The organism is Brachybacterium massiliense (genome assembly GCF_900184245.1).
Classification (GTDB): Bacteria; Actinomycetota; Actinomycetes; order Actinomycetales; family Dermabacteraceae; genus Brachybacterium; species Brachybacterium massiliense.
In genome coordinates this window covers 14,309-34,838 of the sequence record NZ_FXXB01000004.1, presented here as the reverse complement: position 1 = coordinate 34,838, position 20,530 = coordinate 14,309, and the positions used below count along the sequence as shown (strand labels likewise).

The 20,530-nt window shown below is 70.5% G+C and carries 18 protein-coding genes and 3 tRNA genes; 1 reads left to right on the top strand and 20 read right to left on the bottom strand.

The window, feature by feature from the left end; translation table 11 throughout:
- Positions 1-38: 38 nt before the first annotated feature.
- The 5 genes from BN4251_RS01645 to BN4251_RS01625 all read right to left on the bottom strand — a co-directional run bounded on the left by BN4251_RS01645 (position 39) and on the right by BN4251_RS01625 (position 1,309).
- A complete protein-coding gene (locus BN4251_RS01645; RefSeq protein WP_087483677.1) occupies positions 39-488 on the bottom strand; it encodes an FAS1-like dehydratase domain-containing protein in 450 nt (149 codons plus the stop codon).
- A 181-nt stretch (positions 489-669) separates the two neighbouring features.
- Positions 670-840 (bottom strand): 50S ribosomal protein L33, encoded by a 171-nt coding sequence (gene rpmG / locus BN4251_RS01640; protein ID WP_029360274.1) that lies wholly within the window; start codon positions 838-840, stop codon positions 670-672.
- 97 nt (positions 841-937) lie between these two features.
- Positions 938-1,014 (bottom strand) — tRNA-Met (locus tag BN4251_RS01635).
- Between the two features lie 55 nt (positions 1,015-1,069).
- Positions 1,070-1,142, bottom strand: a tRNA-Thr gene (locus tag BN4251_RS01630).
- An 85-nt stretch (positions 1,143-1,227) separates the two neighbouring features.
- A tRNA-Tyr gene (locus tag BN4251_RS01625) sits at positions 1,228-1,309 on the bottom strand.
- 197 nt (positions 1,310-1,506) lie between these two features.
- Here BN4251_RS01625 and BN4251_RS01620 point away from each other — a divergent pair.
- A complete protein-coding gene (locus tag BN4251_RS01620) occupies positions 1,507-1,995 on the top strand; it encodes a YajQ family cyclic di-GMP-binding protein (protein ID WP_087483436.1) in 489 nt (162 codons plus the stop codon).
- 211 nt (positions 1,996-2,206) lie between these two features.
- Here BN4251_RS01620 and BN4251_RS01615 read toward each other — a convergent pair whose 3' ends face one another.
- The 15 genes from BN4251_RS01615 to BN4251_RS01550 all read right to left on the bottom strand — a co-directional run bounded on the left by BN4251_RS01615 (position 2,207) and on the right by BN4251_RS01550 (position 20,517).
- Positions 2,207-2,476 carry a WXG100 family type VII secretion target gene (locus BN4251_RS01615; RefSeq protein ID WP_087483435.1) on the bottom strand — a complete coding sequence of 90 codons (270 nt, stop codon included), beginning with the start codon at positions 2,474-2,476 and terminating at the stop codon, positions 2,207-2,209.
- Between the two features lie 66 nt (positions 2,477-2,542).
- Positions 2,543-2,803 carry a hypothetical protein gene (locus tag BN4251_RS01610; protein ID WP_245810147.1) on the bottom strand — a complete coding sequence of 87 codons (261 nt, stop codon included), beginning with the start codon at positions 2,801-2,803 and terminating at the stop codon, positions 2,543-2,545.
- 396 nt (positions 2,804-3,199) lie between these two features.
- Complete coding sequence (locus tag BN4251_RS01605; RefSeq protein WP_087483435.1) at positions 3,200-3,469, bottom strand: WXG100 family type VII secretion target; 270 nt, start codon at positions 3,467-3,469, stop codon at positions 3,200-3,202.
- A gap of 66 nt (positions 3,470-3,535) precedes the next feature.
- Positions 3,536-3,796, bottom strand: coding sequence for a hypothetical protein (locus BN4251_RS01600; RefSeq protein WP_245810147.1), 261 nt, complete (start codon positions 3,794-3,796; stop codon positions 3,536-3,538).
- 265 nt (positions 3,797-4,061) lie between these two features.
- Entirely contained in the window at positions 4,062-4,544 is a 483-nt protein-coding gene (locus BN4251_RS01595; RefSeq protein ID WP_087483433.1) for a hypothetical protein, read from the bottom strand.
- A 110-nt stretch (positions 4,545-4,654) separates the two neighbouring features.
- Positions 4,655-4,924: a WXG100 family type VII secretion target gene (locus BN4251_RS01590; protein WP_087483432.1), complete on the bottom strand. Its 270-nt coding sequence runs from the start codon at positions 4,922-4,924 to the stop codon at positions 4,655-4,657.
- Between the two features lie 209 nt (positions 4,925-5,133).
- Complete coding sequence (locus tag BN4251_RS01585) at positions 5,134-9,600, bottom strand: type VII secretion EssC family protein (protein ID WP_087483431.1); 4,467 nt, start codon at positions 9,598-9,600, stop codon at positions 5,134-5,136.
- Positions 9,601-9,711: 111 nt separating this feature from the next.
- Complete coding sequence (locus BN4251_RS01580) at positions 9,712-10,422, bottom strand: FHA domain-containing protein (protein WP_087483430.1); 711 nt, start codon at positions 10,420-10,422, stop codon at positions 9,712-9,714.
- Positions 10,423-10,473: 51 nt separating this feature from the next.
- Positions 10,474-12,132, bottom strand: a complete 1,659-nt coding sequence (locus BN4251_RS01575; RefSeq protein WP_087483429.1) for a protein kinase domain-containing protein — start codon at positions 12,130-12,132, stop codon at positions 10,474-10,476.
- Positions 12,129-12,584: an FHA domain-containing protein gene (locus BN4251_RS18155; protein WP_170931778.1), complete on the bottom strand. Its 456-nt coding sequence runs from the start codon at positions 12,582-12,584 to the stop codon at positions 12,129-12,131. The genes BN4251_RS01575 and BN4251_RS18155 overlap by 4 nt, the downstream gene beginning before the upstream one ends.
- Positions 12,581-13,726: a hypothetical protein gene (locus BN4251_RS18555; protein WP_170931777.1), complete on the bottom strand. Its 1,146-nt coding sequence runs from the start codon at positions 13,724-13,726 to the stop codon at positions 12,581-12,583. The genes BN4251_RS18155 and BN4251_RS18555 overlap by 4 nt, the downstream gene beginning before the upstream one ends.
- The gene (locus tag BN4251_RS01565) at positions 13,723-14,607 is read right to left on the bottom strand and encodes a PP2C family protein-serine/threonine phosphatase (protein ID WP_087483428.1); all 885 of its coding nucleotides are present in this window, start codon (positions 14,605-14,607) and stop codon (positions 13,723-13,725) included. The genes BN4251_RS18555 and BN4251_RS01565 overlap by 4 nt, the downstream gene beginning before the upstream one ends.
- The gene (locus BN4251_RS01560) at positions 14,604-16,607 is read right to left on the bottom strand and encodes an RDD family protein (protein ID WP_087483427.1); all 2,004 of its coding nucleotides are present in this window, start codon (positions 16,605-16,607) and stop codon (positions 14,604-14,606) included. Before BN4251_RS01560 ends, BN4251_RS01565 begins: the two co-directional genes overlap by 4 nt.
- Positions 16,607-19,114 (bottom strand): transglutaminase domain-containing protein, encoded by a 2,508-nt coding sequence (locus BN4251_RS01555; protein ID WP_087483426.1) that lies wholly within the window; start codon positions 19,112-19,114, stop codon positions 16,607-16,609. The genes BN4251_RS01560 and BN4251_RS01555 overlap by 1 nt, the downstream gene beginning before the upstream one ends.
- A complete protein-coding gene (locus BN4251_RS01550; RefSeq protein WP_087483425.1) occupies positions 19,111-20,517 on the bottom strand; it encodes a DUF58 domain-containing protein in 1,407 nt (468 codons plus the stop codon). The genes BN4251_RS01555 and BN4251_RS01550 overlap by 4 nt, the downstream gene beginning before the upstream one ends.
- Between the last annotated feature and the right edge of the window lie 13 nt (positions 20,518-20,530).

The following is a 20,530-nucleotide window of genomic DNA, read 5'->3' as shown; positions in this document are numbered from 1 at the left end:
TGCTCCTGGGTTCCGGGGAGTCGGGAGGGCGGGCGTGGTCAGGCGCCGCGGACGATCAGCATGCTGCGCACGCTGGCGACGTCCGCGCCGGACTCCTCGGTCATGTCCACGCGGGTGGTGATCATGGAGTGGCCGCCGGCCGCGCGGACGGACTCGACGGTGAGGGTGGGGATCAGGCGGTCCCCGGCGACGACGGGTCGGTGCAGGGTGAACGTCTCCTCGCCGTGGACGACGCGGGTGAAGTCGATGCCGGCGTCGGGGTCCTCGATGTACTGCGCCTCGGTGGCCTGGGCGAGGGAGACCAGGAAGGTGGGCGGAGCGACCACGCCCGCGTGCCCCGCCTCACGCGCGGCCTCGGGGTCGGTGTGGAGCGGGGAGGCGGCACCGGTGGCGCGTGCGAACTCGATGATCTTCGCGGCCGAGACGGTGTGCACGGGGCCCGCCGGGTAGCTGCGGCCGGCGAAGGCGGGATCGGGTGTGAGGGTCATGGCATCTCCCGAGGTCTGGTCGGCGGGGCCGAGGGAAGGGTTCTCCCCGATCATCTCACCGGCGAGGGGCCGGGGTGGCGCGACCGCCCGCGGCGCCGGGCCGATGTGACGTGTTCGCGGGAACGACGAAGGCCACCCGGTGATGTACCGGGTGGCCTTCGTGGAAGTGCGGTGGGCCCGCTCAGCGGGTCTCGCGGTGCGCCGTCTGCTTGCCGCAGGTCGGGCAGAACTTGGAGAGCTCGAGCCGATCCGGGGTGTTGCGACGGTTCTTCTTGGTGATGTAGTTGCGCGCCTTGCAGTCAACACAGGCCATGGTGATCTTGGGACGCACGTCAGAGCTCTTGCTCGCCACGGTTCGCCTCTTTCGTCCGGGTGGCGCACTCCGCAGCGCGCCTCGTGGGTCCCCGTGCTCGGGGGATGTGGATTCTGCACTCCGGTGTGGACCGGTGTGGTACCGAGGGCGGGGATCGAACCCGCGACCTCACGATTATGAGTCGTGCGCTCTGACCGTCTGAGCTACCCCGGCATGACCGATGAAGCGGCCCGATCTCGAATGAGACCGGGCCGCCACATCCAATCAGAGCCCTGAAAGGGAATCGAACCCTTGACCTTCTCCTTACCATGGAGATGCTCTGCCGACTGAGCTATCAGGGCAACCCTGTGAACCTTACCCGTCTCCTTGCCCGGAGGCAATTCGGGGGCGGGCCCCGGTGCTTCGGATCACATGGATCCTCCGCAGTGGCAGATGAGGGATTCGAACCCCCGTAGGCAATGCCAGCTGATTTACAGTCAGCTCCCTTTGGCCGCTCGGGTAATCTGCCGTGACTGCTCCCGTTGCCCACCCGATCGAGATCGTGTGGCCGCCGGAAGCGGACTCGAAACAGCATAGCGGGACCGCGGGCTCGGCGCGAACCGAGAAGCGGTCCGAAGTGCATGAAGAGCGTCACAGCCCGTCCAGGGCTCGTGTGCAGTGAGGCGGCCGGCCCGCGCGGGCGGCCGCGAAGAGGGAGGAGCCCCCGTGGCAGATTCATCGTTCGACATCGTCAGCAAGCTCGATCGCCAGGAGATCGACAACGCCGTGAACCAGGCCGTCAAGGAGGTCGGGCAGCGGTACGACTTCCGAGGCACGGGAGCCTCGATCACCCTCAGCGGTGACGAGATCGTGATGACGGCCAATGCCGAGGAGCGGGTGCTCGCGGTGCTCGACGTGCTGCAGTCCAAGCTCGTGCGCCGAGGCATCTCCCTCAAGGCGCTGGACGTGGGCGAGCCGAAGCAGTCCGGGAAGGACATGCGCCTGGCCGCCGCGCTGAAGGAGGGCATCGCCACCGAGGACGCGAAGAAGATCTCCAAGCTGATCCGGGACGAGGGGCCCAAGGGTGTCAAGGCCCGGATCGAGGGCGACGAGCTGCGCGTCTCCTCGAAGAGCCGCGATGATCTGCAGGCCGTGATCGCCCTGCTCAAGGGCAAGGACCTGGACGTGGCGCTGCAGTTCGTCAACTACCGCTGACCCGCCGGGCGGCGTGCTCTGCCGTGCTCTGCGCTGCCCCGCCCCGTCGTGCAGCATCCGCGGAGCGGGCTCGGACATGTGAGTGCCCGTGACTGGCCGTCAGCACCCGTGAGTGCCCGTGAGCACCCGTGAGTGCCCGTGAGCACATACGAACAGGGCCCCGCACCCCCGAGAAACGGGGTGCGGGGCCCTGCCCGTCGAAGACCAGAGATCAGTTCTGGTTCGAGGTCGTGTCCTGCTCCTCAGCATGCTGGGTCAGCAGCTGACCCTTCTCCGACAGACCGTTCACCAGACCAGCCACCGGACCACTCACGAAGGAGTTCCACTCCTCACGGAACGCCTCATAGTCCGGACCGACCCACTCCACGGAGTTCACGACGTTCGTGACGGCGCTCACCACCTCATTGATCTGCTGACCCGCCTCGCTCACGCCCTGCGCGACCTCGCGGCCCTCCTCCGGATTCATACCCTTGAAAGCCATGACCTACCCCTTCCGCCCCATCTCAGAGCTGCACAACAAAGAAAGAAAAACTGAAGAAAAGAAAACTCAGGAAGACGCCTCACGCTGCGCCGCAGCGTTCTGGGTCGCCCGCTGCGACAGCTCGCCGGCCTGATCCGCCACCTGCTGAGTCAGCTGACCCAGCGCATCACTGAACTCGCTCACGAAACGATCGCGATCCTCACCCGTCCAGTCGAAACCCTCGACCCGACCCTGGATCTGCTGAAAGATCTGACGAGTCTCCTCGCCGGCATCCTGGATCTGCTGAGCCATCTGCTCAACCGCCTCAGGAATCATGCCCTTCTTCATGGTGTCCTCCATCTCGTCGTCACAAACACGGTCCCACCCACCGGAGAAGACCTCCACGGAGCAGCGCCGCATCCTCGACCCTGTCCCCCAGGTGATGACACCACCCTAGAACGCCCACCCCCACCTGACGATGGGGACAACTCCCCATGCTCCTCCCCATCCCGAGAACCGGCATCGCCGCAGGTCACAGGACTTCGGTGGGGAGAGGGCGTTGTGGACAACCCTCGGCGCCGCTCCTGCGCCGGCCCCGCTCGGCACGTGCTCGAGCACGCGCTGGGGCACAGGGGCGCGCCGTGAGCGGCCGTCAGCACTCGTGAGTGCCCGTGAGCGCCTACGGGCAGGGCCCCGCACCCCCGAGAAACGGGGTGCGGGGCCCTGCCCGTCGAAGAGCAGAGATCAGTTCTGGTTCGAGGTCGTGTCCTGCTCCTCAGCATGCTGGGTCAGCAGCTGACCCTTCTCCGACAGACCGTTCACCAGACCAGCCACCGGACCACTCACGAAGGAGTTCCACTCCTCACGGAACGCCTCATAGTCCGGACCGACCCACTCCACGGAGTTCACGACGTTCGTGACGGCGCTCACCACCTCATTGATCTGCTGACCCGCCTCGCTCACGCCCTGCGCGACCTCGCGGCCCTCCTCCGGATTCATACCCTTGAAAGCCATGACCTACCCCTTCCGCCCCATCTCAGAGCTGCACAACAAAGAAAGAAAAACTGAAGAAAAGAAAACTCAGGAAGACGCCTCACGCTGCGCCGCAGCGTTCTGGGTCGCCCGCTGCGACAGCTCGCCGGCCTGATCCGCCACCTGCTGAGTCAGCTGACCCAGCGCATCACTGAACTCGCTCACGAAACGATCGCGATCCTCACCCGTCCAGTCGAAACCCTCGACCCGACCCTGGATCTGCTGAAAGATCTGACGAGTCTCCTCGCCGGCATCCTGGATCTGCTGAGCCATCTGCTCAACCGCCTCAGGAATCATGCCCTTCTTCATGGTGTCCTCCATCTCGTCGTCACAAACACGGTCCCACCCACCGGAGAAGACCTCCACGGAGCAGCGCCGCATCCTCGACCCTGTCCCCCAGGTGATGACACCACCCTAGAACGCCCACCCCCACCTGACGATGGGGACAACTCCCCGGTCAGCACTGCCCATGCAGAACGACCCCGGACCTGGCGGTCCGGGGTCGTCCAGAGGTCTGCACGGCTGCTTGCGGCAGTGCTCTGCCGCAGCGGTGCCGGCGTGAGCCGAGTGCGAGTCAGTCGAAGGCCAGGGTGATGGAGTCCTGGATAGCGCGGACGGTCTCGATCTCGTCGTCGGCGCTCTCGGCGCCGCAGCTGCCCACGATCTCCAGCACGTCCTTGGCCGCTCCCCCGCGGTCCACCACGGCGTAGCGGGCGGCCTGCACCACGGTGGGCCGGCCCGGCTGGGTGTATCCGTACTCGCTGGCGATCCAGGTCATCCCCTCGATCTCGATCTCCCCCGTGCCGAGCTCCTCGAGCTCGGGCAGCGCGGCCTTGCGTTGGACGAGCCCCTCGCGGGCCGCGTCGAGGGTGAAGTCGGAGCCGAACCGCTGCATGGTCACCACCACGTTCGCGCGGAAGCTGCCCTCCACCCGGGGCTGTGCGACGGCCACCTGGACACCGGGGACGGTGAGCGTCTCCCAGTCGTCCGGCACCTCGATGCTGATCTGCGGCGGCCCCGGGAAATCAGCGCTCGGGTACTGGATCCTCTGTGCCATACGTCGCTCCGTTTCCTCCCACCACTGACGGCGCCCAAGATACCAGCCGACGACGGAGCCCGAACGGTTCTCCGTTCGGGCTCCGGGTGCGGTCGCGAGCGTTGCCTCGGTCAGTTCGAGGAGGTCGCCTCCTGCTCGGCGGCGTTGCGGTCCGCCGAGTCCCCGAGCTCGTTGACCGAGTTCATGATCTGCTGCAGCGCCGGGACCATCTCCCCGGCCCACTGCCCCCGGAATCGATCGGCGTCAGGCCCGGTCCAGTCCACGTCCTCGAGGCCGCGGGTGAGCTCCTGCTCGATCCGTGTGATCTCCTCGGCGGCCTCGCGGAGCTGTGCCGACATCCGTCGGACCTCTTCGACGTTCATACCCTTCGTGGCGTTCACGGCTCGGGCTCCCCTTCCTGATGTCTCGCGCCCGCGCTCCTGTGCGGTGCACCGGCCTGCTGTCGTTCTCGACAGCATTCACTGTAGAGCGATCGGTGCGCTGCGGCGATGGGGAGGAGTCCCCATGTGGATGACGGCCCGTCCCGGCAGCGGGGGCGGGCCGTCGGAGCCGGACCGGGGCGGGTCTGCCGGCCGCCCCGCCCCGGCGATCAGCCGGTGGTGATCTGTGCGACCTGCAGTTTCATCGCCCGGCCGCTGTGGACGAGGAATCCGCGGCCCGCCGGGAAGTCCGCGCGACGGATCCTCCCCAGTCCGGTGCCCAGCAGTGAGTCGCCGTCCATGTCCCCCGGCTGCAGCAGCAGGCCGCGGCGGCCCGCCTTGAAGGGCTGGGCGAGCACGTAAGCCTGCGACCAGGAGGCGGATTCGTTCTCGCCCACCACGAACTGGCCCTCGCGGGTGCTGGCGCGGATGAGCTTGTCGAGGTCGTTCTCGATGCCGCTGCCGGTGAAGTCGGCGACGCCGTCGATGAACAGGGCGAGCCTGCCCTCGCCCACGGCGCCGGACTCGATGGTCTGGCGCAGCTGCGCGGCGAGGTCCTTGACGGTGTCCGGGTCGGAGGCCTCGACGTCCCAGATCGGCAGGCCGGTCAGCGGGGTGCGGCGCGAGGAGAAGCGCACCAGGCGCATCGGCTCGTCCATCGCCTTCAGACCGGTGGCGATGGTCAGCATCGCGGTGGTGCGGCCCGAGCCCATGGGCCCGGTGACCATGAATGCTCCGCGCGGTTCGAAGGTGAGCTCGGAGAGGGTCTCGTCGGCCAGGCCGAGCACGGGCAGGCCGTCCACGACGGGGCGCAGCGAGGAGAACTCCACGCGCTCGGGCAGGCGCCTGATCTCGGGGGCCTCGGGCACACCGGCGCGACGCATCGCCTGGGCGAGCTTGGCGACCTCGCGGGACTGGATGGCGACGTTCGCGTCACCGCCATGCACTGCGATCTGCACCTCATGGCCGTCCTGGATGGCGCGGCCGGGGGGCGAGGCGCCCTCGAGCACGTCCTTCGGCTCGCCGAAGGCGGCGTAGTCGTCGCTGCTGGCCATGCGGTGGATGAGGCGGCGCTGGATCGAGGAGCCGAGCGAGGTGGGGATGGCGTTGGGGCGGTCGCCGGTGACGATCACGTGCACGCCCACCTGGCGCCCGTCGGTCGCGATCTGCACGAAGGCGGTGAACCACTTGCTGAGGTTGGAGTAGTCGTACGCCTCGCGGAAGGCGGCCATGCCGTCGACCAGGAGCAGGATGCGCGGGGTGTCGGGCCTGCCGGCGAGCTCGCGGTACTCGGAGACGGAGCCGGCGCGCACCTTCGCGAAGACCTTCGCGCGCTCGTCGATCATGCCGCGCAGGGTGCGCAGCAGGCGGATCACGCGCTCCTCGTCGTCGCCGGGGACGATCGAGCCCACATGCGGCAGCTCCTCGAGCATGGTCAGGCCCGAGGCGCCGAAGTCGAGGCCGTAGACGTGCACGGGGCCGCCGCGCACGGTCGAGGCGGCCGAGATCGCGATCGTGCGCAGGGTGGTGGACTTGCCGGAGCCGCCGGTGCCGTAGATGGCCATGTTGCCGTCGCGGTCCGGGTAGTAGGAGATGGTGGGCTGGGCCTGGTCCTCGGGGACGTCCATGACGCCCAGCAGCAACTCCTCGTCGGTGCGGCGGGTGGGCAGGCGGGAGAGGTCGTAGGCGTCGGCGAGCTCGGACAGCCACGGCTTGCGCGGTGCCGGCACCCCGGCGTTCTCGGCCGCGGCCTTCACGGTCGCGACCACGCGGGAGATGTCGTTGGGGCCGGGGTCCTTCACCTCCTTGGTGGGCGGGGAGGGGATGTCCCACTGCTCACCGGTGCCGAAGTCCTTCTCGACGATGTCGATCCGGGCGCGCTCGGGCTCGTCGGTGGTCCAGCCGCCCGCGTACCCGGTCTGGAAGGTGGCGATGCGTCCCGGTCCGGTCTTGGCCGCCCCGCGACCGGGGATGCCGGGATCGAAGTGCGCGGCCATCTTGTCGCCCAGGATGTCCTTGGAGTCGGCCTCGTCGGCCATCCGCAGGGCGATGCGCAGGTTGGTGTTGGCGCGCAGGTTGTCCTTGATCACGCCGGCCGGGCGCTGGGTGGCGAGGATCAGGTGCAGTCCCAGGGAGCGGCCTCGCGCGGCGACGTCCACGACCCCGTCCACGAACTCGGGGATCTCCTTGGCCAGGGCCGCGAACTCGTCCACGATGATGATCAGGCTCGGCGGCGCCTCGGGGTCGCCGGTGCGCTCGAGCGAGATGAGGTCCTTGGCCTTCTTGCGGTTCAGCAGGTGTTCGCGGTAGTGCAGCTCGGCGCGCAGGGAGGTCAGGGCGCGTCTCACCAGGTGCTGGGAGAGGTCGGTGACCAGGCCCACCGTGTGCGGCAGGTCCACCGCGTCGGCGAAGGCGGCGCCGCCCTTGTAGTCCACGAACAGGAAGGTGACCCGGTCGGGGCTGTGGGCGGTGGCCATGCCCAGCACCCAGGCCTGCAGGAACTCGGACTTGCCGGCGCCGGTGGTGCCGCCCACCAGGGCGTGGGGGCCGTTGGTGCGCAGGTCCAGGTGGAAGGCGTCCTGGCCGTTGTGGCCGATCAGGCCGCGCAGGTTCGCATCGTGCTTGCGGCGCTGCGGCTCGGAGCCGTCGCGCGGGGTGAGAGAGTTGTTCTCCTTCCACCGCTCGATGATGTAGTTCGCGTCCTCGGCCATCTGCATGCCGCCGAGCTTGAGATAGGAGATCGCGCGCGGGAGGTCGGAGTCGTCGTCGATGGGGACGCCCGCGTCCACCACCGGGGAGAGGTGCCGGGCCACGCCCGAGGCCACCTCGACCGAGACCGTCTCGACGGTCACGGGGTAGAACCGCTCCCCCACCCGCACGTGGCCGGCGCTCGCGCCCTCCACGGACTCCTCGACGGAGACATAGGTGCGGCAGGCGGCGGGCAGCGCCGCGATGTTCGCGGCGCACCAGATCACGTGCACGCCGACGTCCGGGCCGCGCTCGGCGATGCGCACCAGGCGGGCACGGTCCACCGGGGCGTCGTCCTCGATGACGACCACCAGGTTCGGGGTCATCGGCTCCGGCGGGGCCTGCGGCTCCTGGGTGACGTCGGAGGTCATCGGGGTGCGCAGCGTGGGCGGGGCGTCGCCAGCGCGCTGCTCGATCAGCTCCTCGATGCGCGAGAGCAGGGAGGTGCCGCGCCCGGGGGTGTCGGCGAGATGGTCGCCGGGCAGCGGGGAGTGAGGGCTCGAGGTGTGCGGCAGCCACTTCAGCCACTGCCACATCTCCCGGCTCGAGCGGGAGGTGATCGCCGCGATCGCGACCTCCGCCGGGGAGTGCAGGGAGAAGATCTGGGTGACGATGCCGCGGGCGACCCCGTCGGCCTCCTCCCCACCGCCGGCGACCCCGAGATTGCCGGCATAACGGAGCTCCGCGACCACCGGCACCCCGGCGATCATCTTGTACTCCTCGTTCATGTCATCGAGCATGTCGTAGTACTTGGGGATCGCATCGTTCTCCCCCGGCATCTCGATCCCCACCCGGGACTCGGCGATGCCCAGGCCCAGCCGCACGGTCCCGAAGGCGTTGTGCTCGGGCCGGTGGGTCCACAGCAGTCGGCCCAGGCGGAAGGCCGCATCCACGGTGTCCGCGGCCGACGGCGCCTCCACCAGGCGCACCGCACGCTCGAGGTCCTGCGCGGCGGTGACGCGGCGCTTGAGGGAGGCCAGTCCCTCCTCGAAGTTCTCGATCTGCCTCTCGAGCATCTTCTTCTGCTGGAACTTGCGGTTGAGATACCCGGCGGTGGCCATCATCGGCATCATGAACACGAACATGAGCGAGAACGGGCTCTGAGTCATCGAGAACATGAATCCGCCCATCAGGATGGGCGCGAACATCATGAAGATCGGGAAGAACTGGGGCTGCGGCTCCTTGGGCGGGGTGGGCGCCTTCAGCGGCCGGTAGGGGAAGCGGGGCACCACGCGTGGGGAGCGGTTGAACTCCACCACCGGCGAGCTCGGAGCGGTGCCGCCGAGCCGGTGCAGCGCGATCACGGAGAAGGTGGTCTGGCCGATCAGCACCGTGTCCGAGGGGCCCACCACGGCGCGCTGGACCTGCTCGCCGCCGATGACCACGCCGTTGGAGGACTGCAGATCGACGATCTCGATCGTGTCGCCCACGTTGATGCGGGCGTGGCGCTTGGAGAGCATCGGGTCGGCGATGCGGATGTCGAGATCGCCCTCGCGGCCGATCACGCTCGAACCGGTGGGCAGCGGGAACTCTCGCCCCGCCTCGGGGCCGGAGAGCACGCGCATCAGCGCGACTGCCGCGCCGCGCGACTCCGAACGGGTCGCGTACTCGGTGGAGGAGCGGGCGATGGAGACCACGCTGCCGGAGCGCAGGCCCGCCTGGATCAGGTCGATCTCGCGGTCCAGCGAGCGCACGCCCTTCGCCCCGGCCCCGGCGCCGGGGTCCTGGACCTGCAGGGTCAGCCCCTCGGGCACCTCCGCGTCGCCGCGCAGAGGGTCCGCGGAGTAGAGCGCGCCGGCGACGTCGGCGACGGTGGCCGTGGCGTCGGCGGTGACCTCGAGGTCGGTCAGTCGGTCCTCGGGCCTGCGCAGAGTGAGCTTGATGCGCATCTGTGGTCCTCCCCCTCAGCGGGCTCCCGGCCCGCCTGATACGGCGGCCTCCCGGCCGTCCGCTGGCTGTGCTGCAGTGCGCCTCCTCCGCCCGTGCGGGCGGTGGGGCGTTCAGTCCTCGTCCGCGTCCTGGGCCTCGTCCAGCAGCGGCAGATCGTCCCGGGTGACCAGGCGCGAGAAGACAGCGTGCTCCACCAGTCGGGCGCGCCGGTTGCTGGCGAGCTTGCCAGGACCGCCGCGCAGTCCGCGCACGCCGAGCCGGTCCAGCTTGTCGCAGACGTTGTCGAGCTTGCGGTTGAACTTCGTCAGCGGCCATCCCAGGCGCGAGGAGGCCTGCGCCGAGGTGGGCACGGCGCTCATCCCGGAGCCCTCACGGGTGAGCATCGGCTCGGCGAGCGCGAGGATCAGCAGCTTCTGGCTCGGGGTCAGCTGCACCGAACCCACGGTGGTCTCCCCCGCCGGATCCTCGGGGCCCGCGATCCGCGCGAACTCCGGCGAGTCCGCGTGCACGGACAGGTCGTAGGTGGTGGGGCCCGCGGTGAAGACCACCTTGGTCACGTCGAAGACCAGCGGGATCCGTGCACCGGGCGCCAGCCACGCCTGCATCGAGCCGGTGCCGTCGGTGACCGTGGCCGACAGCCGCGAGCCGATGTTCACCAGCCACCACATCGACTCCACCTGCACGATCGTGAGGAACCGTCGGTGGAGGAAGGGGTTGTCCTCATCGACTCGCAGGTCGGCCTCGCGGCCGATCGTGAGCTCCTCGCCGTCCTCGACGCGGAACCATTCCCCGCAGAACTCGACCGAAATCGTCGACGCCATCGTCAGCTGTCCCCTCTGTCACCGTCACCGCACATGGCAGAACCGTACCCGTCACTGCTCATCCAGACACTCCTCGACCGGTTGGCTGGCGTTGCCGTTGGGGTTGACCGTCTGCACGGTGATGCAGCGCTCGGGCAGGTTCGGCGGCAGCTCGAGGACGGTCGAGTTCTCCCCGTGCACCTCGACCGGCACATCGAAGCGGTCGTAGTTCTCGGGGATGTCCTTCCAGCGGACGAGGTAGTGCTCGTCCTCGGTGACCCCTGCCGGGGGCTCCCAGGAGACCTGCACCCGGCCGGTCTCGTTCGCGCCGTCCCCTTCGGGGGCGATGATCTCGATCGTGAGATCGGTGGGCGGCTCGAGCGGTGCACCCGCCCGGGTCACGGTGTTGACCTGCGAGGTCGCGATCGGCTCCGGTTCGGGGATCAGGAAGTGGCGCACGCCGAGCGTCGCGCCCACGCCGAGTATGATCACCAGCACCGCCGCGAGCGTCACGAAGGGCCACACGGGGGTGCCGCCGCTCTCCTCCTCCGCAGCCTCCGGCGCGGCCACGGCCGACGGCGGCGAGGCCGCGGAGAGCCCCGGCTGGCGGGCGCCGACGGGCCGCAGCACCGTCGACTCCCCGGCGCTGTCCATCGGTCCGGCGGGGCCGGGCCCGATGCCGGGTGCCGACGGGGAGGCCAGGGCGGGGGCGACCCCGGCGTAGGGATCGAGCCGGCGCCGCATTCCCGGTCCCGTGGTCCCGCCCGAGTCCGGGTCGACGGTGGCGACCTTGCGGATCCGGGTGTGCATGTCGAGGTCGTCGTCCTCGGCGCTGTGCGGCATGCCCGTGCCGCGTTCGTCGAGCACGTCCATCTGCGTGACCGGCAGGGAGAGGGACAGCTCGACCTGCTGCAGCCCGCGCCCGAAGGCGAGGGCGGTGTCGTAGCGCCCGGACTGCTCCTTCGCCATCGCGATCGACAGCACCCGGTTCAGCTCCGGGGGAACATCGGGGCGGTTCAGCGGGGCGAGCGGCTCGCTGGAGATGCGGTGGATGAGGTCGGAGGCGGTGTTGCGCTGCCGGGGCCGCTCGAACGGGGTGTGCCCCGCCAGCAGCGAGTACACGGTCGCGGCCAGGGAGAACACGTCTGAGCGCACGTCGGCCCGCGGCGGATCGGCGAAGAACTCCGGCGGGGACCACGGGATGGACATCCCCTGGGAGTCTTCGACGTCATCTCCCTGCCCGGTGGCGATGGAGATCCCGAAGTCGGTCAGGGCCGGTCGGTTGTAGTCGGTGACCAGGATGTTCGCGGGTTTGATGTCGCGGTGGAGGATGCCTGCGCGATGGGCGGTTTCCACGGCGCCGGCGATCTGCACGCCCACGCGCAGCGCCTCGGCGACGGTGATCCGCTCCTTGCGGAAGCGCACCCCGTAGTTGGGGCGCGGGCAGTACTCCATGACGAGGTAGGGGCGATGGTCCTCGGAGACCTCGGCCTGGTGGATCGTCACGATCGAGGGGTGGGTCGACATCTGCGCCATCACGTTGGCCTCGGAGTCGAACTGTCGGCGCACCGACTCGTCGAGGACGTTGGACAGCAGCACCTTGATCGCCACCCGCCGTTGCGGGCGGAACTGTCGGTAGAGGAACACGTCGGCGAAGCCGCCCGAGCCGAGCAGCTGCTCGTACTCGTAGCCGGGCAGCCGGGGCGGCGGTGAGGGTGGTCTCGAGCTCATGCCCTCTCCCCATACATCAGATGCACTCCGTCTCCCAGATCCAGGCGGTCCCCGTGGCGCAGGACCATCCCCTCGCGCGGTCGCAGCCGCACCGGCTCGTAGCCCTCCCGGTACAGGGTGGTGCCGTTGGTGGTGCCCAGATCGAGCGCCACCACGTGCCATCCCTCGAGCCGCAGCTCGAGGTGCGAGCGGGAGATGTCCTGCTGGGGGCTGGGCACCGTGATCAGCTGCGGCACCTCGTTCCCGCTCACCCGGGAGGCGCGGGGCCGACGGCCGATGATCGCGGTGCGGTCCAGCAGGATGCGGCCGCCACCGGTGATCGCGACCATGCCCAGCGGCGGGCGCACCACGGTGCGCGGCTCCCGAGGCAGCGGGACGCCGCAGACGCGGCAGGCTGTGTGCTCGGGGGAGTTCGCGTGACCGTTGGGGCAGACCAGTCCGGTCAGCGTCACGCCGCCGCCGACCACCTGCCCCGGTCCGTTCGCCGAGGCGGGCATGCCCGGGCCGCTCGACGGGGGCCGTGCCTGCTGGGCAGCGGCCGGAGCCGGTGCCGACGGGGGCTGGCCGTCGGGCCCGCGGTGGCCGACCTGGTGGCCGGCCGCGCCGGCGTCGGCGTATCCGGCGGGCCTGGGGGGCTGGCCCGGTGTGCCCTGCATGCCTTCGTAGCCGCTCGGGGCGGGTCGCGGGGGCTGCCCGCCGGGCCCGGCGCAGTCCGCCGAGCCGACGCCTGTGCCTGTTCCGTCGCCGGCGCTGGGGCGGCAGGCTGCGGCGGCGCGGGCGGAGCAGCGGGCGGGGCCTCGGCGGCGGGAGGTGCGCTCGCGAAGAGTCCCTCGAACATGTTCGGGCCCGTGGATTCGGGCTCTGCGGCGGCCGGCGCGGTGGAACGTCCGCCGGATCCGCGGGAGAGGGACGGCGGCATCGATCCCGTGGGACGGTCCGCGGTGGCCGGCTTGATCAACGGTGCGGAGGCGCTGCTGCCGGCGGGCCGCGGCGGGGGCTTCGGGGCGGCGGCGCGCCGCTTCTTCGCCTCGGGATCCTCGATCGAGCGGCCCTGCTCCTCGACCTGCTCGGCCAGGGCGGTGCGCTCGGCCTCCGCGAGGTCGGCAGGGTCCACGGTGGCGTGCACGAAGCCACGCACGGGGATGATCCCGGCGCTCACCCGGGGCAGCCCCACGGCGTCCTCGGCCGGCAGGTCGCCGAAGGCGGTGCGCCGCACGCCCTCGAGGGTCTTCAGCACGAAGGGCTCCTCCTCCGTGCCCGCGATGAGCTGCGCACCCTCCGCGGTGTGGACGACGATCGGTGTCGAGCCCTTGACGCCGAAGGTGCCGGTGGTGCCGTCGTGGAAGCCGAACAGCAGGGCTTTGAGCTTGTCGATGCTCTCGAGCTCACCGGCGTCGAGGAACGCGTCGAGGAACTCCTCGGGGGCAGGCTTCCGCCCGAGCACCTCCCAGGCCGCCTCGGTGACCTGCTTGCGCATCCCCGGGACCAGCACCACCCAGCCGTTCTCGCGCACCACCAGCGTGGCCGGCCCCTGACGCACCCAGGTGCCGACCCCGAGCAGATCCTCGGGGGTGATGCCCTTCTCCTCGCTCATCGACGCTCGTCGCCACCGTCGCGAAGGCCTCGCGGAAGGGTGTCCTCGTCGATCTCGAAACCATCGTCCTGCGGCTCCGCACCGTCACGGGAGGCGGTGTCCTCGGCGATCCGGGACTGCCCGACCACCTCGACCGCCTCGACCAGGACCACGCTGATGTTGTCGTGGCCGCCGCCGTCCAGTGCCCTGCCCACCAGGTCCTGGCTGAGCGTGCGCACATCCGAGGGGCTGCGCAGCAGCTTCTCGATCGCGGCGTCGTCGACCTCGCCGGTCAGACCGTCCGAGCAGATCAGCATCCGGTCCCCCGCCTCGGCGGGGATCAGCCAGTAGTCCGGATCGGAGTCCGGCCCGGCGCCGAGGGCGCGGGTGACCATGTGGCGGTAGGGGTGGATCTTGGCCTGCTCGGGGGTGAGCTCGCCGCGGTCCATCAGCTCCTGGACCACGGAATGGTCCACGCTCACCTGCTCGAAGATGTCGCCGGAGAGCCGGTAGACCCGGGAGTCGCCCAGGTTGAGCACGACCCAGTAGCCCACGCCGTCCAGCACCATCGTGGCGACCACCGCAACCGTGGTGCCGGCGCCCAGGGTCGCCTCGCCGCCGAGCTCGCCGATGCGGATCGCCGCGGAGCGCAACGCCTCCCCCAGCTGCTCGACGGTCACGTTCTCCTGGATCGTGAGCTTCTCGAACTCCTCGACGGCGATCGCGCTGGCGACCTCGCCGGCGTTGTGGCCGCCCATGCCGTCGGCGACCAGGTAGATCGGCGGCGCGTTGAGGATGCTGTCCTCGTTGGTGGCGCGCACGTGACCCACATGGGTCGCGGCGGCGGAGACGACGCGGATCGTGCCCGTGAGATCCGGGTCGGACAGGGAACGGTCGATCACTGCGTCCTCTCCACGGACAGGGTCCGGTCGCCGAGCGTAAGCTGCGCCCCGGTGGGCAGCACGGTGGGCGAGTTCGGCACGAGGCTCTCGCGGGAGCCGTCCTCGCGCAGGATCGCCGAACCGTTGGTGGAGCCCAGATCGGTGACAGTGATGTCCTCTCCCGTGCCGTCGATCAGCAGATGGGTCTTGGACACCGAGCGGGTGTCATCCTTCATCACGAACAGCACCTCCGTTCCCGGTGCGGAGGGGTTGCGCCCGATCACCACGGCCTTGTCGACGACGCGCTCGGCGCCGTCGTCCGTGGTCAGCCGCAGCTGCTTGACCTGCGGCAGGCGGGCGGGCGAGAGGCGGGTCTGCTCGAGATCGCCGAGCGCCCCCTCCGGCGCGGTCAGTCGCGTCTGCTCGTCGACGCCGGAGTCCCAGGCATCGGCGGTCAGCTCGCTCGGAGCGTTCGGTGCCGGGTCGTGCACCGGGGCAGGCTCCTGCACGGGGGCGGGGTGCTGGGCCGGGGCGGGCGGGGCCCATCCCTGCGCGGCGTCGGCCGCGGGAGCCTGCGGTGCGCTGGGCTGACCCTCGATGGGCTGGTCCCAGGACTGCGCCGGCTGCGCATCCCATTCGGGCTGCGGCGCAGGCGAGGGCTGACCCCACTCCGGCTGCGGCGCCGACGACTGCTGGCTCCACTCGGGCTGGGGCGCGGGCGACGGCTGACCCCACTCCGGCTGCGGGGCGGGCGAGGGCTGACCCCACTGAGGCTGGGGCTCCGGCTCGTTCCAGCCCTGGGTCTGCCCGGCCGGCTCGTCCCACGACGGCGCCGGCGGCACCGGATCCACCGGCGGCGGGGCCCATCCCCCGTCACCGCTCGCGGACGGTACCGAGGGGTTCTGTGCGACGGGCTGTCCGTCCCAGCCGGTGCTCGGCATCGGGGCTTCCGGGGCCGAGGCGCTCGAGGACGGGGGTGCGTAGGGGCTCGGGGCCATCTGCTGCGGTTCGCCCCAGGCACCGGCTCCCTGGACCGACGGCTGCGCCGGCTCCCCGGAGGACTCGTCCTGCCAGGCCGCGCCGGGCTCGGCCAGGAGGTTCTGATGAGTGGAGACCGCGACCGACGGGGCGCCGAGGTAGTGCTCGGCGCCCTCGCGCTCGAAGTCGTCGGGGCGCGGCTTGAGGGGGTTGCGCCCCTCCTTGAGGTCCACCACCACCGAGTCGACGGCCCGGTCGTGGACGCCGCGCAGGTGCTTCTTCGGGTCGATGAAGATCGACAGCGCCATGATCAGCGGGATCAGCCCGTACAGGAACCAGCGGCCCAGGGACCGCACGAAACCGATCGGGCCGGCAGCGCTGTAGCGGGTCACACGCAGGCCCAGGATCAGCTTGCCGATGCTGAAGCCCTTCGCGCCCACCAGCCAGATGATCAGGACGGTGTACGCGGCCGGGAGCGCCACCCCCACGCCGATCAGGATCTGCGGCAGCAGCCCGATCGACTCGGAGAGCAGCAGCATCATGCTGCCGATGAGCAGCGGCAGCGTCACCAGCGAGACGAGCACCGAGTCCACGAGAGCGGCCAGGAACCGCTTCAGCGGGGAGGCCGGGGCGCACCCGTCCAGCGGCGGTTCCATCTGCGCTCCCGCTCGCGGTGCCCCGGCCGGGGAGCCCGGCCCCTCGGGGGCGCCCGAGGCGGAGCCCGGTCCTGGCTGGTGCATCGGTGACTGGGTGACCATCAACTGATCGTACTGTTCCTGGCTCCGCAGCGACGTCGCCCCGGGAGCCTTCGGCTCGAGCGACTCGCGCGAGACCAGCTCGATGCCCTCGTCCTGCCCCTCCTGCTCCGGTGCGCTGCCGAGGTCACGGCGTCGCGGCATCGGAGCCTGCGACCAGGCGCCCGGCGCGTCGGTGGCACGACGCTCGTAGGGGGACTCCTGGTAGCGGGCGCCGCATTCACCGCAGATCGCCGCGCTCTGGGACAGCAGGGACCCGCAGGTGCTGCAGTATCGCGTCTGGTTCATCAGGCCCGGCCCTTCTTCGACGATCTCGACTTCTTCGCTGCTACGCGGTGGGAGGAGCGGCTGCGGCGCATCGCCTCGGCACGTCGCAGCGCCTTGGCCCGGGCCCGGGAGTTGGCCCGGTCGCGCCTGCGCTGAGCACGCCGCTCCGCGGAGCGGCGCCGGAAGGACCGCAACGAGAGTGCCGCACGCACCCTCTTGTGCCACGGCACCGCAGCGGACATGCTACGCCGTGCCTCCATCACCTGCGCCCAGTACTCCTCGGCCGCCGCCTCCGGGAGGTCGTCGGGGCCGAAGACCGCGCGATCCGCACGGCCGGCGAGGAGCACGGCGCCCATCGAGGGGATGTCCGCCTGGAGCATCGCCGCGGTCTCGGCGCGGGTGCGGAGAGGATCCGGGGCGCGCCCCAGGTCCGTCATCAGGTCGAGGATCTCCTGCCAGCCGCCGTCGATCCTCGACGGCAGCTCGCCGCGGGTGCGTCGGCGCCCTCTCCTGACCCGCTTCGCGATGAGAACGGTCAGCATGGCGAGGATCAGCAGCAGCACCGGGATCGCCGCGAACCCGAGGTAGACCACCCACGAGTCGGTCTCCTCGACGGGCTCGTCCTCGTCCTCGCTGTCCTCGCTCATCGCGCCGGGCGGCGGCGTGGGCGGCTCGGCCGGCGGAGGCGGAGGCTGCGCCACCTGGGGAAGCGGCTTCTCCACATCCTGAGGCTCGGGCTGGGTGAGTTCCTCGTCCTCGTCGGGCGCCGGATCGAAGCGCACCCAGCCGATGCCCTCGAACTTCACCTCGACCCACGCGGTGACGTCCTCGCCGGTGATGGTGACGTTCCCATCCTGCCCGGCGGGGACCTCGAAGCCCATCGCCACCCGAGCGGGCATGCCGATAGAGCGGGCGAGGACCGCCGTGAGCACCGCGTACTGCTCCTCGTCCCCCACCCGGCCCATGGGCTGGGCATCGGGCGCGTCCTCGTCGAAGCCGAACTCCTCCATCATCGCCATCAGCCGGCTCGCGCCGTGGCCGGACAGCGAGGCCGCCTCCCCGTCGAGCCCATGGGAGTAGTAGGCGTCCTTCTGCACCATGCGCGAGAGGTGCTGGAACCGCTCGAAGTCCGAGTCGGAGGTGCCCGCCCACTCCTCGGCCACCGCCGTGATCTCCTCGAAGGGCAGGTCCTCGGGCAGGTCGACGTCGGCGAACTCGGCGGTGCGCTGCTGCTCCGCGGTGGGCTCGGTGTACGGCTCGTAGGTGAGCTCGTAGACGTCCCCCTCGCGCACCCCCATCGCGTTGACCGCGGTCTGCGACTGCTCGTTGAGGTAGAGGTTCTCCGCGGTGACGCTCGAGCGCTCGGGAGTCATCTGCTCGAGGTCGATGCGGTTGGTGCGCTGGCCGATGGTGGGCAGCCACACCCCCGAGTAGGCGCCGATGGTGATCGTGGAGACGCGCTCCTGACCGCTGCCGTCGTGCAGGTCCACTCCGGGGGCGGTGCGCAGGAACGCGCCGGAGCCGCCGTCACGGTCGCGGCTGCTGGCGACATTGTAGACCTGCAGGTCGTACTGGTCCATGGTCGCCAGGCGCACATGCTCACCACTGCTCATGCCGGAGACGGTCAGCAGCGTCTCAGCCCGCTGGTGCTTGTGATACCCGCGGAACTCGGTCAGCGGGGAGACGTACTCCTTCGGATCGAACGGCGGGGTGATGTGGTCACGGGCCGCATACCGGATCGACCCCGCGGGCGGGTCCAGCAGGGACTGGGCCGCGACGGCACCGCCGCCGGCGAGCACCATGATCAGCGCGCCGCCGATCACGCGCCGACGCAGCACCGGGTTCTTCCAGGATCCCGGTCGCACCGAGTCGGAGATGATCGTGGAGCGGGCGCTGGACAGGCGCCCGGCCTCGAACCGCCAGGTCAGCCAGGCCACGGAGAGGATCGCGTAGAGCACGCCGCGGGTCACCGCGAGGAAGGCCTGGTCGGTGCCGAAGAAGATCGTCACGCCCACCAGGGCGAGCGGGAACAGCCAGGCCAGCACGTACAGCCGGGAGCGCAGCACCACGCTCATCCCCAGCAGGGACAGCAGCAGCGCGCTGATCCAGACCACCGCGAGCACGCCCTGGGCGACACCCACGGGAGGAGCGACCGTCAGGACGGACTTCCAGCTCGAGATCGGTGCCTTGACCAGCTCCCACAGCGCGCCGGGGCTGGGGATCACTCCCCAGAGCGCACGCGTGGGCGCGGCGAGCATCGGCCCGAACAGGAAGTAGACCACCAGCAGGGCCGGGGCGATGCGCAGCGGCCCCCAGCGCCAGCGAGCGCCGATCAGAGCGATCAAGGTGCCGAACACGAGCGCCATCACACCCGTGAGCAGGTACTGGATCCCGCCGTAGACGTGGTGGAATCCGAGGATCGCCAGCAGGAACATCCCGCCCATCGCGAACAGGTCCAGGGCGCGGCGCGTGGTGGTCACGCTAGAGAAGTGGCTGGGCGGACGCTTGGCCGCAGCGGTCCGGCTCATCGTCCCACCGCCCTCAGGGCGCGCGCCAGGGTGTCGAGCGAGCCCAGTGTCACCACGTCGAGGCCGCCGATCGCCGAACGCTTGACCTCGGCATCGTCCACGCAGCGGATCGCCACCGCCATCACCCCGATCGGCAGCTGGTTGGCGGCGGAGTTGAGCTCGCGGGCCGTGGTGTGGGAGCCGACCACCATCATCACCGCGGAGGCGTTGGGCGCCAGATCAGCGGCCTTCTGCCCCAGCTCATGGAAGGAGAGCCGGCCCCCCAGCTGCTCGATCACGGTGTAGTCATCCATCATCGAGCGCATCGTGCGAGTGCTCTGCCGCTCGTCGAAGGAGAAGGGCGTCAGCTCCTTCTCCTCCCGGAAGGTCTGTGCGGAGATCGAGGCGGCCACCGAGACGGCCAGCTCGAACTCGTCATCGCTCGCGTAGTGCTCGGCGAGGTTGTCGAGCGCGACGACCACGTGCGAGCGCCGGGTCTCCTCGAACTGGCGGACCATGAGCTTGCCGGTGCGGGCGGTGGTGCGCCAGTGCACGTGCCGACGGTCGTCGCCCGGGGCGTAGTCGCGCAGCGCGTGGAAGGCGATGTCGGAGCTGGAGAGGTCCGAGGACGGGGTTCCCTCGAGGTCGCGCAGGAAGCCGCTGGCGGCCTCGTCGAGCCGCACCGTGCGCGGGTGCACGAACAGCTCCTGCTCCTTGGCCCAGGTGACCTGGCGGCGCATCAGCGAGAGCGGATCATCGCGCACCGAGCGCACCGGGCCCACGACCAGTACCGCGCGCCGCTTGGTGGGCACCGCGAAGAGCTCCTCGTGCTCAGCCCCGGCGCGCAGCCGCGGCACCATGAACTGGGCGGTGGCCGAGCCCACCGCGAGCTCGATCCGCGAGGGCAGGATGTCGCGCGTGGTGGGGTTGGCGACCTCGACCCGGCCAACAGCACGGGTGCCGACGACCACACGGTGGGTCTGCAGGTCCAGCGTCACCCGGTAGGAGGCGCGCCCGAGGACGAACAGCGCAGCGATCACCAGCGGCACGGTGAGCGCGAAAGCGATCACGTTCAGCTCGGTCACGTGCAGGGTGAGGCCGACGAACCAGCACACGGCGGTGACGGCGAGCACCGCCCATCCGATCGGGGAGACCACGTCCAGGACCGGGTGGATCCGACGCAGCCACAGCTCCACGAAGCGGTCGCGCAGCCCGGCCACACCGGTGCTCTGCCCGGCCTCGGCCTGCTGCACGCCGCCTGCGGTGTCCTCGGAGGCGCCGCGTGCGACGGCCCGGGCGCGCTTGCGCTCGGCGCGCGCCGCCGCTCGTGCCTCGGCCTTCGCGGACCTGCGGAGCTTCTTCGCCTGCGCCTTGGCCGCCTTCGCGTCCGCGGTGTCGCTGGGCAGAGAGCTCTCGGAGCTCATGCGCTGCTCTCCC

Bases quoted from the DNA above. Each gene is read 5' to 3' on its own strand.
- BN4251_RS18555 (WP_170931777.1), bottom strand. From the start codon at position 13,726: ATGAGCGAGGAGAAGGGCATCACCCCCGAGGATCTGCTCGGGGTCGGC.
- BN4251_RS01595 (WP_087483433.1), bottom strand. From the start codon at position 4,544: ATGGCACAGAGGATCCAGTACCCGAGCGCTGATTTCCCGGGGCCGCCG.
- BN4251_RS01575 (WP_087483429.1), bottom strand. From the start codon at position 12,132: ATGAGCTCGAGACCACCCTCACCGCCGCCCCGGCTGCCCGGCTACGAG.
- BN4251_RS01555 (WP_087483426.1), bottom strand. From the start codon at position 19,114: ATGAGCCGGACCGCTGCGGCCAAGCGTCCGCCCAGCCACTTCTCTAGC.
- BN4251_RS01615 (WP_087483435.1), bottom strand. From the start codon at position 2,476: ATGGCTTTCAAGGGTATGAATCCGGAGGAGGGCCGCGAGGTCGCGCAG.
- BN4251_RS01610 (WP_245810147.1), bottom strand. From the start codon at position 2,803: ATGAAGAAGGGCATGATTCCTGAGGCGGTTGAGCAGATGGCTCAGCAG.
- BN4251_RS01580 (WP_087483430.1), bottom strand. From the start codon at position 10,422: ATGGCGTCGACGATTTCGGTCGAGTTCTGCGGGGAATGGTTCCGCGTC.
- BN4251_RS01550 (WP_087483425.1), bottom strand. From the start codon at position 20,517: ATGAGCTCCGAGAGCTCTCTGCCCAGCGACACCGCGGACGCGAAGGCG.
- BN4251_RS01645 (WP_087483677.1), bottom strand. From the start codon at position 488: ATGACCCTCACACCCGATCCCGCCTTCGCCGGCCGCAGCTACCCGGCG.
- BN4251_RS01585 (WP_087483431.1), bottom strand. From the start codon at position 9,600: ATGCGCATCAAGCTCACTCTGCGCAGGCCCGAGGACCGACTGACCGAC.
- BN4251_RS01605 (WP_087483435.1), bottom strand. From the start codon at position 3,469: ATGGCTTTCAAGGGTATGAATCCGGAGGAGGGCCGCGAGGTCGCGCAG.
- BN4251_RS01600 (WP_245810147.1), bottom strand. From the start codon at position 3,796: ATGAAGAAGGGCATGATTCCTGAGGCGGTTGAGCAGATGGCTCAGCAG.
- BN4251_RS01560 (WP_087483427.1), bottom strand. From the start codon at position 16,607: ATGAACCAGACGCGATACTGCAGCACCTGCGGGTCCCTGCTGTCCCAG.